The sequence below is a fragment of the Oricola nitratireducens genome (genome assembly GCF_014904745.1).
In the GTDB taxonomy this organism is placed as follows: domain Bacteria; phylum Pseudomonadota; class Alphaproteobacteria; order Rhizobiales; family Rhizobiaceae; genus Oricola; species Oricola nitratireducens.
In genome coordinates, this window is record NZ_JACZCS010000004.1 from 140,339 (window position 1) to 151,330 (window position 10,992).

The following is a 10,992-nucleotide window of genomic DNA, read 5'->3' on the forward strand; positions in this document are numbered from 1 at the left end:
TCAAGCGAATTGCGATTTGCACCCGGCCGTTTGCCGGTCTCCCGGGCGCGCGCAGACGCCGCCGCGCCCCTTGTCGGGGCCGGGTTTTCGGGAAACCGGAAGACGGCCGCCAGGGCTCACGACGTATCCAGCCGCTGCGCGTCATGCGCCAGCGCATGGCATTCCCTCAACACGTCGTCGACCTCGTGAAAGGCCCGCTTGCGGTAGCCTGGCGGCCGGCCCGGACGCATCGGGTGGAAGCGTCCGGTGCGGCCGAGGTCTCGCCGTGCCCGCCAGCGGGCGAAACGCTTCGCGTGACCGTCGATTTCGTCGAGCGCGCGCTTCAGCGCGACCAGCCGGCGGCCGAGCGACGCGGCGTCGATCTCGTCGTCGGGCGAGGGGATCCAGTTGTCGGGAATCGGTGTCGGCTCGGTCAGGCCGATGAAGGTGATGCGCGGGAAGGACCGGGCGCGGCGTCTCCGCGGGCGGATTTCGAAACGCTTCAGGGAATCGATGAGGGGGAGCGCCGGGACGGCGGCGGGATTGCCTGTTGTGGTTGTTGTGCTGGATGGTGTGGTGATGGTGGGCCGGCGCGGTTTCACAACCACAACAAGGTTCCGCGCGGCGATGATGACGAGACGCCGGACGGCGGCTTCGGCGGGGCGCAGGATACGCAGGATGTGGTTGCGCAGATGGCGCGGCAGGGTGGCGAGTGTTTCTCCCTCGGCCAGACCGGCCATGGCGAACAGCGCCGCGACGATGCGCAGAAGCGCCTCGCGGTTGCGGGCAATCGCCTTGTCCCAGTTGATCATCCGCCTTCTTCTCCACGTCTCGGGCGGGAGAAGGGTAAGGGCAGTTTCTGCGGGTTGGATAAGTCCGGAATGAAAAACCCGCATATTCGGAATAAAATCGCGTTTTCAGGGAGTTTTCTGTTTGTCGCTTCGCGACGACCCCCACCCTGTATCCCTCCCCACAAGGGGGAGGGAAGACATCCAGGCCGGCGCGTCCGCACAACCATCGGGCAGAACAGACATCAGAGCCGGGTTGAAAACTGGAGGATTGGCGAGATGCCAGCGACCTCCCTCCCCCTTGTGGGGAGGGATGAAGGGTGGGGGTACTCCAGAATGCGCTATTGCGCCGGCCCTTCGCTATGGCTTCGGGCGTTCGTCAGATGCCGCCGTACCGCGAGGTCGTCCGGATTCGCCAGGCCGTCGGTTCCCCGCCGGATTGCCGGTCAGTCTTGCGGTCAGAGAAGTCGGGAAAATGGTGCCCCCCGCCGGAATCGAACCGGCACTCCCGAAGGAACGGGATTTTGAATCCCGCGCGTCTACCAATTCCGCCAGAGGGGCCTGTCGAAGCATCGTGTTTCGGTAGCGAATGTCGTCTAGCGTTCCGCTGCCGTGGCCGTCAAGCGGCAAGCGATGCGCACGCAGCGTCAAGTTTTCGCGGCAAAGGGGCGCCGCATCAATTGCGCATTCGCGCATGCCGACCTATGGCATTGCGGACGACGCAAGGATCGAGAACCGGATGAGCATCATTCGCAGGCTTTACGACTGGACCATGAACCTGGCCGCGACGCGCCATGCCGAACGCATGCTTGCGCTCGTCTCGTTCGTCGAGAGCTCGGTCTTTCCGATTCCCCCCGACGTGATCCTCATTCCGATGGTCCTGTCGGAGCGGGCGAAATGGGTTCGCTATGCGCTGATCTGCACCGTCTTCTCGATCGCCGGCGCGTTGCTCGGATACGGGATCGGGATGTTCCTCTACGAGCAGGTCGCCGAGCCGATCCTCTCGTTCTACGGCTATCTGGACCGGTTCGACCAGTTTCGCGCGATTTTCAACGCCTGGGGCTGGTGGTTCGTGGCGATCGCCGGCCTGACGCCTTTCCCCTACAAGGTGATCACGATCGCGTCGGGCGCGGCCGGCCTCAACCTGCCGATCTTCATCATCGCCTCGATCGTGTCGCGCGGGCTGCGGTTCTTCATCGTGTCCGGCCTGCTTTATGCCTTCGGTGCGCCGATCCGCGATTTCATCGAAAAGCGGCTCGGCCTTCTTTTCACCCTTTTCATGATCTTGCTGATCGGCGGCTTTGCCGCCGTGCGCTTCCTGTTCTAGCTGAGGGACTTCTCATGACATTGACGAGCGGAACCGGCCGATTGCAGCTGATCGGAGCAGCATTCCTCGCGGTAGCGATGGCCGCTGTTGTCGGAACGGCGCTCGGATTCGAGCATATCGGCGGCTTCATTCCCTGCAAGCTCTGCCTCGAACAGCGCATCCCCTATTACGCCGGCGTGCCGGTGGCGCTGGTGGCGCTTGCCGGCGCCGCGCTCGGGTGGCGGCCGGTCATCGTGCGCGGCCTGCTTCTCATCGTCGGCCTGCTGATGACCTACGGGCTTTATCTCGGGATCTATCATTCCGGCGTCGAGTGGCACTGGTGGGCGGGGCCGGCGGACTGCAGCACCTCGGCAACCAGCGGCATCCTTACCGATGCCGGCGGTCTTCTCGGCGCGCTCGACACGATGAAGCCGCCGTCCTGCGACGAAGCGGCGGGTCGGTTCCTGAGGCTGTCATTTGCCGGATGGAACGTGCTGGCAAGCCTCGGGCTGGCGGCGATCGCCTACCGGGCCGCGTTCGGGCCGTCGAAACGCTGAGACGCGAAAACAAAAACGCCGGAGACCCCGATCAAGGCTCCAGCTCGACATCCCAGTAAAGGTAATCCATCCAGCTTTCGTGCAGGTGATTGGGCGGAAAACTTCGGCCATTGTTGTGCAGGTCGTGCACGGTCGGATGGAACGGCATCTGGTGCGGCCGCATGCCCGAATCGCGGGGCATCTTGCCGCCCTTGCGCAAGTTGCAGGGCGAGCAGGCGGTGACGATGTTGTCCCACGTCGTCTGACCACCGAAGCGGCGCGGAACGAGGTGATCGAAAGTCAGGTCGTCCGGTGAGCCGCAATACTGGCACTGGAACTTGTCACGCAGGAAGACGTTGAAGCGCGTGAAGGCCGGATAGGTCGCCGGTTTGACGTAGGCCTTCAGGCAGACCACGCTCGGCAGCCGCATCGCAAACGATGGCGAGGAGACCTCGTGTTCGTATTCGGCGACGATATTCACACGGTCAAGAAAGACCGCCTTGATCGCGTCCTGCCAGGACCAGAGCGACAAGGGATAATAGCTTAGCGGGCGGTAGTCCGCATTTAGTACAAGCGCCGGAAGGCTGTCCGGCGAAACCGCAATCGTCAAGGCTCACCTCTTCGCATCACGATTGGTTTGTTGCCATATACTAAGCGCGTTGTGACATCCTTGTGAAGCGTTGCCTGATAAAGCGGCACGTTTGAGAAAATTCATGATTTTCAATTATTTGCATGGCCCGAATTATTGCGGTGCGACGTTTCTGCCACGCCGCGCGGCGTAGAAAGCCCAGAAAAGCCGTGCCGCGACGCCTCGCCAGGGCGCCCATGATTCGGCCAGACGGCGCAGTTCGCGGTCGCCCGGGCGCGCATCGAGGCCGAAGGCGTCGGCGACGGCGCTCTGCAGCGCGACGTCGCCGGCCGGGAAGATGTCGGGATGCCCGGCGGCAAACAGGAGATAGACCTCGGCCGTCCAAGGGCCGATTCCCCTGATCGCCGTCATTTGCGCCAGCGCGGACTCGCCGTCGATGCGGCACATGCGGTCAAGGTCGAGCCGGTTCTCCAGAACCGCCTCGCTCACGGCAATGAGCGTGCGCTGTTTCGGCCGCGACAGTCCGGCGGCGCGCCAGGCGTCCTCGCCGCCCGCCAGATAAGAGGCCGGATCGAGCGGATCGATCAGGGTGACCAGGCGTTGCCAGATGGCATCGGCGCTCTGTTTGGATACTTGCTGCGAGACGATGATCGAGGCGAGGCTGGCGAAGCCCGGTTCGGAGCGGCGCAGCGGAACCTCGCCCGATTGCGCGATGATATCGGCCAGCCGCGGATCGGCACGGCGCAGATAGAAGAGGCCGCGTTCGATGTCTTCCATCGTCGCGATTGCGCCAGCCGGTTGCATCGCCGCGTCTGCGTTTCTACTTAACTTTCGATCCATCCAACCTGCCATCCATGCCGATGAGCGCCTCCATGACAGACAACCGGCCCGTTTTCCGTTTTGCACCGAGCCCGAACGGGGCGCTTCATCTCGGCCATGCCTATTCCGCTATTCTGAATTTCGAGATGGCGCGGGAATCGGGCGGGCGATTTCTCCTGCGCATGGAGGATATCGACACCGAGCGCTGCTCGCCAGCGCTCGAGCGCGGCATTGTGGACGATCTGGAATGGCTCGGCATTTCCTGGGATGGCGAGATCAGGCGGCAATCGGAACATTTCGCGGAGTACCGCGCGGCGCTGGACAGTCTCGAAGCGGACGGTCTCGTCTACCGGGCCTATCTCAGCCGGTCGGAGATCCGCCGGCGCGTCGAGGCGCACGAGAACGAGACGGGCGCCTGGCCGCGCGATCCGGACGGAGCGCCGGTCTATCCCGGCGGATCGCACGAAACCGGCGACGATGACGCGCCTTACGTGCTGCGGCTCGATGCGCGGCGGGCCGCCGAACGCGTTCGCGCGCCGCAGGCATGGGACGAGGAAGGCAGCGGCCCGGACGGCGAAACCGGCGTGATCGAAGCCGCCCCGGAACGGTGGGGCGATGTCATCCTGGCGCGGCGCGACACGCCGACCAGTTACAATCTTTCCGTCGTCGTCGATGATGCGCTGCAGGGCGTCACCCATGTCGTGCGCGGGCGCGACCTGTTTCACGCCACTTCGGTCCATGTCGTGTTGCAGGAACTGCTCGGGCTTTCACGCCCGCATTATTTCCATCACGATCTGGTGGTGACCGAAGACGGGCGGAAACTGTCGAAGAGCAACCGCGACACGAGCCTCAAGGCGTTGCGCGAGGCGGGGGCGACGCCGCGTGACATAAGGCGGATGATCGGGCTGGACGACTAGGTTGTCTCAGCGGGCGCGTGTCCGCGCAAAGCGCCGCCGAAAAGAAACACGCGCCCGGTCCTTGCGAAACGGGCGCGTGCGGTAGGGATTTGCGGCGCCGGTCAGTAGCCGAAGCGATTTGCCAGCGATTTGAGCGTCGCCAGGAATGCGAGGCATGCGAATGCCCCGGTTATGCCGGCGATTGCCTGAGATGTTGCGTCGTAAGCCGGCAGATGCAGGTATTCGAATGCATAGAGACCGACGAAAGAACCGGCGATCAATATGACCATGTTCGGAACCGTGCCGAAGCCGTCACTGCCCATGACTCCGTCCATTGCCGAGGCCATGAAATACGCACCTGCCGAAACCAAGAGTCCCGTGATCAGGAGCGTGGTGGTATCTATACTGGCGAACATGTTAACCTCCGCCCATCAGTCGCGTTCACACTTCGTTAATACACGGGCGCATGTTAAGCGCCTGTTAGCAAATCCGTTAAAATTGCAGCTTCCGTGTTGATTATTGTCTAACGTCCGCGGCGGGTTGCCGGGGGTTTCGACACGAAGGCGCGCGCCTCACGGTAGCGGATGATGGCTGCGTTGACCTCCGCGCCGAGGATGAAGATCGCGGCGATGATGTAAAGAAAGACCAGCGCGATCATGATAGAGGCGAGGCCGGCATAGGTCGTCACATAGTTGGCGAAGCTTTCCAGATAGGTCGCAAACAGCATGGCGCCGAGAACCCAGGCGGCAATCGTCAAGGCGATGCCGGGGACGAGCGACGCGAAACTGCGCTTGCCGTTGGGAAGCCATTTGTGGGCGACGAAAAGGCCAGCCACGAGAACGATCAGGGCGACCGCGAAGCGCCAGAAGGCGATCGAGATCGACAAGGCCTCGATGCCTGGCATCCATTGCCGGGCAATGCGGAAGGCGAGCGGGGCGAGGACAAGCAGGAAGCTGATCGCCATGAAAACGAATGTCGCGATGATCACGAAGCCGAGGCTTTGCAGGCGGATCTTGATAATCGATCGCGTTTCTTCCACGCGGTAAGCCCGGTTCAGCGCGACACGCAGCGCCTCGACGCCGTTGGAGGCGAAAAATGCGGCAGCGACGACGGATATGGTCAGCAGTCCGCCGCGTTGCACGGTGAGCACGTTCTCGACCTCGCGGGCGATCGGCGAGGCGATGCGTTCCGGCCAGGTGTCGAAGACGAGATGGACAGCGGTCTCGGCGAAGCGGTCGGCGCCGAGAAAGCCGGCCAGCGTCGTCGCAAAGATCAGGAAAGGGAAAATCGCGAGCAGGGCCGACAACGCGACATGGCTTGCCAGCGCCCAACCGTCGGTCGCGTTGAAGTGGCCGAAAGCGTCCTGGGATATCCGCTTGAGGATGACGATCGTCCTGATCATGCGGTTACCGGCCGCGTTGCCATGCGGAATCGAATATGGGAAAGCCCTCCTTCGCATGTAAGTTCCACCGGACCAGAATGGCACACAATTCTTCAATCCTCATAACCGGGTGTTCCACGGGAATTGGCCGGTATTGCGCAAATCGACTGCGCGACGATGGTTATCGCGTGTTCGCGACCGCGCGCAAGGATCGCGATATCAACGATCTGAAAAGCAAGGGGTTCACGACATTCTATCTCGATTACCGCGAACCGGACTCGATCCGCGCGACGTTCGATGCGGTGATGGCCGAGACCGGCGGCGGACTGGATGCGCTTGTCAACAACGGCGCCTACAGCCAGCCCGGCGCGGTGGAGGATCTGCCGATCGCGGCGTTGCGCGAGCAATTCGACGCGAATTTCTTCGGCTGGCACGAACTGACGCAGATGGCCGTCCCGGTCATGCGGCGGCAGGGGCGGGGACGGATCGTGCATCTCTCGTCGATTCTGGGGCTCGTTCCCGCACCGGTTCGCGGCGCCTATGTCGCATCGAAATATGCGCTCGAAGGCCTTATGACGGTCCAACGCATGGAACTTGCGGGCAGCGGCGTCCATGTTTCGCTGATCGAGCCGGGGCCCGTTCCCTCGATGATCGCGCAGAACGCACTGGCTTACGCACGCAAATATATCGACATGGAGAACAGCGTGCACGCGCAAGCCTATGCGAAACGGATCGCGGAACTGGAAACCGGCGGTACGCCCGACGATGGCGGACGCGCCGCAGGCTGGGTCTACAAGTCGTTGCGGCACGCACTGAACGCGGCCCGTCCCAGGCCGCATTATCTGGTGACGCCGCAAGCGCGCATCGCGGTCCTGGGAAAATGGCTTCTGCCGGCGAGCTTTTTCTATCGACTTGCAGCGGCTCGAAGCTAGTTTAGGTAGCACTGCAAAAGAATTCGACGGAACAGGGATTACATGTCTGGCGGTTTTTTCTTCTTCGCTCTCATCATCATGGTGGCCGTGGTTGCGGTGCTGCTGGTCGGCCTGCGCAACCTGATGCGCAACGGCGACGGGAACTTTTCCAACAAGATGATGCAGCTGCGCGTCTTCCTGCAGTTCATCGCCGTCGTCGTGATCGTGATCGGCATCTATATCGCGCGCTCGAACGGCGCCGGCTAGGTCGATCGCATGGTCGTCCTGAACAAGATCTACACCAAGACGGGCGATGACGGCACGACCGGGCTCGGCACCGGCGAGCGGCGTTTCAAATACGATCTGCGCGTCGCCGCCTACGGCACGGTCGACGAGGCGAATGCCTGCATCGGCATGGCGCGCGTGCATACCGCCAATGCGCATGCGGATGTCGACGCGATGCTGGCGCGCATCCAGAACGACCTGTTCGATCTCGGCGCCGACCTCGCGACGCCCGAAACCGAAGAACTGCCGGCCCATGAACCGCTCCGCATCGTGGCCAGCCAGGTTTCGCGGATCGAGACCGATATCGACGCGCTCAACGCAGCGCTGTCGCCGCTCAGGTCGTTCATCCTGCCCGGCGGAACGCCGGCGGCGGCCGCACTCCATCTCGCGCGCACCGTGTCGCGCCGCGCGGAACGGCTGATGGTGGAACTGGCTGAAAAGCCGGGCGAGCATGTCAGCAGCGACGCGCTGAAATACATCAACCGGGTGTCGGACCTCCTGTTCGTCGCGGCGCGCGCCGTCAATGACGGCGGCGCCAACGACGTGTTGTGGGTGCCCGGCGGCAACCGCCAGGCGTAGCCTCGGGGCAGGGGAGGCAGCGGCGAGACATGTTCATTCCCCTGCATGACGCCAACAATCTCAAGCATATCCGGCTGCAATATGTGACGCTGGCGCTGATCGGCATCAATGTGCTGGTCTTCCTCGCGGTCAATCTCGACCTCGTATCGGGCGCCTTCGAGGCGGCCGTGTTTTCCTTCGGCTACATTCCCGCCGTCGTAAACGATTTCGTGGAACTGCCGGCGGGACGCATGGTGATCCCGGAGGAGTTCTCCCTCATTTCCTATGCGTTCCTGCACAACGACTTCATGCATCTGGCATCCAACATGCTGTTTCTCTGGGTGTTCGGGGACAATGTCGAGGATGCGCTCGGGCATTTCCGTTATCTCGTCTTCTACCTGCTTTGCGCCGTGGCCGGAGCGCTGGCGCACGGTTTTCTGCAGCCGGCGTCGACTGCGCCGCTGATCGGTGCGTCGGGAGCGATATCCGGCGTTATCGGCGCCTATCTAATCCTGCATCCGAAGGTTCGCATCTGGGTGCTGGCATTCGGGCGGATTCCGCTTCGGCTTCCAGCGGCAGTGCCGCTTCTTTTCTGGATCGCCTACCAGTTGGCGGCGGTGTTCATGTTTCCCGAGGAGCAGGTGTCCTGGGGCGCGCATGTCGGCGGTTTTGCGGCCGGTGCGGTTCTCGTCTTTCTCTTGAAACGGCGGGGCGTGCCGCTGTTCGATCGCGCGATCGTGCTTCCGGATGCCGTGGAAATCGCCCAACCGCCGCCGTTGCCTGACTCTGCGGCAAAGCCCGAAAGCGTGCCCTGGGGCCGTGGGTGAAGGGTCGCATAACGCGCATGAAGAGTTGACGTGTACGTAAACGTCAATTATTGCGATGCAAAATTTTCACAGTTTGGGCATCGCGGGGTTGCCCAGCAATCGAGAAAACGGCATTCACCTGCCGACGGGAAATGTCGAGTTTGCGCTAGCGGCGCATTCGCCGTCTCCGTATTGGTGACGGCAACAAACACGGGAGTTGTCTGCAATGAAGGTATTGGTGCCTGTAAAGCGGGTCGTGGATTACAACGTGAAGATCCGCGTGAAGGGTGACGGTTCGGGCGTCGAGCTTGCCAATGTGAAGATGAGCATGAACCCGTTCGACGAGATCGCCGTTGAAGAGGCGATCCGGCTGAAGGAAGCGGGCACGGTCACCGAGATCGTCGCGGTTTCGATCGGCCCGCAACAGGCGCAGGAGACGATCCGCACCGCGCTCGCCATGGGCGCCGACCGCGGCATCCTGGTCAAGGTCGACGACCTGGTCGAACCGCTCGCCGTCGCCAAGATCCTGAAGGGCGTGGTCGACGAGGAGCAGCCCGGGCTGGTGATCCTCGGCAAGCAGGCGATCGACGACGACGCCAACCAGACCGGCCAGATGCTGGCGGCGCTGCTCGGCTGGAGCCAGGGCACGTTTGCCTCCAAGATCGTCATCGAGGGCGACACCGCCAAGGTGACGCGCGAGATCGATGGCGGGTTGCAGACGATCGAGATCAAGATGCCGGCGATCGTCACCACCGACCTGCGCCTGAACCAGCCGCGCTACGCGTCGCTGCCGAACATCATGAAGGCGAAGAAGAAGCCGCTCGACGAGAAGGCGCCCGGCGACTACGGCGTCGATGCGTCGCCGCGCCTGAAGGTGCTGAAGACCGAGGAGCCGGAGGGCCGCAAGGCCGGCGTCAAGGTCGCCGATGTCGCCGAACTGGTCGACAAGCTGAAGAACGAAGCAGGCGTCCTCTAGGGAAACCCGTGAGGCCCGCCTGCAAATGGCGCGCCGCTGCGCTTCCGGTGCTCACGTACCACAAGTACGCTCCGCTCCGGTTCTCGCATCCCGCCATTTTCGGCAGGGCCTGACAGGTTTCCGGGACGGAGCAAATCAAAGGATAAACACATGGCCATTCTCCTGATTGCCGAACACGACAACGCAACCCTGTCCGACCAGACCGCCAAGGCGATGAGCGCGGCAAGCGCGATGGGCGGCGACGTGCATGTGCTGGTCGCGGGCCACAATGCCAGGCCGGCGGCCGACGAAGCCGCCAAGCTGGACGGCGCGAAGAAAGTGCTGCTCGCCGACGACGCCTCGCTGGAACAGCAGCTCGCCGAACCGATGGCGGCGCTGATCGTGTCGCTGGCCGGCGACTACGACGCGATCGTCGCCGCGGCGACGACCAACGGCAAGAACATCATGCCGCGTGTCGCTGCCCTGCTCGACGTGATGCAGGTCTCCGAGATCGTCGAGGTGGTCTCCGCCGACACGTTCAAGCGGCCGATCTATGCCGGTAACGCGATCCAGACGGTGCAGGCGACCGATCCGAAGAAGGTGATCACCGTGCGCACGGCCTCGTTCCAGAGCGCCGGCACGGGCGGCTCGGCCTCGGTCGAGACCATCTCCGCGCCTGCCGATCCGGGCCTGTCCTCCTTCGTCTCGACGGAACTGTCGGGTGGCGACCGTCCGGAACTCACCTCGGCCAAGATCATCATCTCGGGCGGCCGCGCGCTTGGTTCCTCGGAGAAGTTCCAGGAAGTGATCCTGCCGGTCGCCGACAAGCTCGGTGCCGCCGTCGGCGCGAGCCGCGCGGCGGTCGATGCGGGATACGCTCCCAACGACTGGCAGGTCGGCCAGACCGGCAAGGTGGTCGCCCCGGATCTCTACATCGCCTGCGGCATCTCGGGCGCGATCCAGCATCTGGCCGGCATGAAGGACTCCAAGGTGATCGTCGCGATCAACAAGGACGAGGAAGCGCCGATCTTCCAGGTCGCCGATTACGGCCTCGTGGCAGATCTGTTCGAGGTCCTGCCGGAGTTGGAGAAGGCGCTGTAGGGGCATCGACAGAGAATCGAAAAAGCCGCCGGAATTTCCGGCGGCTTTTTTTTCGTTCCGTCTGCGGCTTTAGCCGTTCGCC

General features: G+C 63.1%; 14 protein-coding genes and 1 tRNA gene. 9 read left to right on the forward strand and 6 right to left on the reverse strand.

Annotation, left to right across the window (positions count from 1 at the left end):
* Positions 1-116: 116 nt before the first annotated feature.
* Positions 117-791 (reverse strand): hypothetical protein, encoded by a 675-nt coding sequence (locus IG169_RS03465; protein WP_210325835.1) that lies wholly within the window; start codon positions 789-791, stop codon positions 117-119.
* A gap of 452 nt (positions 792-1,243) precedes the next feature.
* A tRNA-Leu gene (locus tag IG169_RS03470) sits at positions 1,244-1,328 on the reverse strand.
* Between the two features lie 184 nt (positions 1,329-1,512).
* On the opposite strand from IG169_RS03470, the gene IG169_RS03475 reads away from it, so the two are divergent.
* Positions 1,513-2,094 (forward strand): YqaA family protein, encoded by a 582-nt coding sequence (locus IG169_RS03475; protein WP_193174792.1) that lies wholly within the window; start codon positions 1,513-1,515, stop codon positions 2,092-2,094.
* Between the two features lie 14 nt (positions 2,095-2,108).
* A complete protein-coding gene (locus IG169_RS03480; RefSeq protein WP_193174762.1) occupies positions 2,109-2,630 on the forward strand; it encodes a disulfide bond formation protein B in 522 nt (173 codons plus the stop codon).
* Positions 2,631-2,661: 31 nt separating this feature from the next.
* On the opposite strand, the gene IG169_RS03485 is transcribed toward IG169_RS03480, so the two are convergent.
* On the reverse strand, positions 2,662-3,219 hold the full coding sequence (locus IG169_RS03485; protein ID WP_193174763.1) for an HNH endonuclease: 558 nt from the start codon (positions 3,217-3,219) through the stop codon (positions 2,662-2,664).
* A 132-nt stretch (positions 3,220-3,351) separates the two neighbouring features.
* Positions 3,352-4,002, reverse strand: coding sequence for a DNA-3-methyladenine glycosylase family protein (locus tag IG169_RS03490; RefSeq protein WP_193174764.1), 651 nt, complete (start codon positions 4,000-4,002; stop codon positions 3,352-3,354).
* 68 nt (positions 4,003-4,070) lie between these two features.
* Here IG169_RS03490 and gluQRS point away from each other — a divergent pair, with 68 nt between their 5' ends.
* On the forward strand, positions 4,071-4,934 hold the full coding sequence (gluQRS, locus tag IG169_RS03495) for a tRNA glutamyl-Q(34) synthetase GluQRS (protein WP_193174765.1): 864 nt from the start codon (positions 4,071-4,073) through the stop codon (positions 4,932-4,934).
* 101 nt (positions 4,935-5,035) lie between these two features.
* On the opposite strand, the gene IG169_RS03500 is transcribed toward gluQRS, so the two are convergent.
* Both IG169_RS03500 and IG169_RS03505 read right to left on the reverse strand, forming a co-directional pair.
* On the reverse strand, positions 5,036-5,329 hold the full coding sequence (locus IG169_RS03500) for a hypothetical protein (protein ID WP_193174766.1): 294 nt from the start codon (positions 5,327-5,329) through the stop codon (positions 5,036-5,038).
* Positions 5,330-5,436: 107 nt separating this feature from the next.
* The gene (locus IG169_RS03505; protein ID WP_193174767.1) at positions 5,437-6,315 is read right to left on the reverse strand and encodes a YihY/virulence factor BrkB family protein; all 879 of its coding nucleotides are present in this window, start codon (positions 6,313-6,315) and stop codon (positions 5,437-5,439) included.
* Positions 6,316-6,392: 77 nt separating this feature from the next.
* On the opposite strand from IG169_RS03505, the gene IG169_RS03510 reads away from it, so the two are divergent.
* The 6 genes from IG169_RS03510 to IG169_RS03535 all read left to right on the forward strand — a co-directional run bounded on the left by IG169_RS03510 (position 6,393) and on the right by IG169_RS03535 (position 10,910).
* Positions 6,393-7,226 (forward strand): SDR family NAD(P)-dependent oxidoreductase, encoded by an 834-nt coding sequence (locus tag IG169_RS03510; RefSeq protein WP_193174768.1) that lies wholly within the window; start codon positions 6,393-6,395, stop codon positions 7,224-7,226.
* Positions 7,227-7,268: 42 nt separating this feature from the next.
* Positions 7,269-7,472, forward strand: coding sequence for a twin transmembrane helix small protein (locus tag IG169_RS03515; RefSeq protein WP_193174769.1), 204 nt, complete (start codon positions 7,269-7,271; stop codon positions 7,470-7,472).
* 9 nt (positions 7,473-7,481) lie between these two features.
* Complete coding sequence (locus tag IG169_RS03520) at positions 7,482-8,069, forward strand: cob(I)yrinic acid a,c-diamide adenosyltransferase (protein WP_193174770.1); 588 nt, start codon at positions 7,482-7,484, stop codon at positions 8,067-8,069.
* A 29-nt stretch (positions 8,070-8,098) separates the two neighbouring features.
* Positions 8,099-8,875, forward strand: a complete 777-nt coding sequence (locus IG169_RS03525; RefSeq protein WP_193174771.1) for a rhomboid family intramembrane serine protease — start codon at positions 8,099-8,101, stop codon at positions 8,873-8,875.
* 205 nt (positions 8,876-9,080) lie between these two features.
* A complete protein-coding gene (locus IG169_RS03530) occupies positions 9,081-9,830 on the forward strand; it encodes an electron transfer flavoprotein subunit beta/FixA family protein (protein WP_193174772.1) in 750 nt (249 codons plus the stop codon).
* 150 nt (positions 9,831-9,980) lie between these two features.
* The gene (locus IG169_RS03535) at positions 9,981-10,910 is read left to right on the forward strand and encodes an electron transfer flavoprotein subunit alpha/FixB family protein (RefSeq protein ID WP_193174773.1); all 930 of its coding nucleotides are present in this window, start codon (positions 9,981-9,983) and stop codon (positions 10,908-10,910) included.
* The last annotated feature ends 82 nt before the right edge of the window (positions 10,911-10,992 follow it).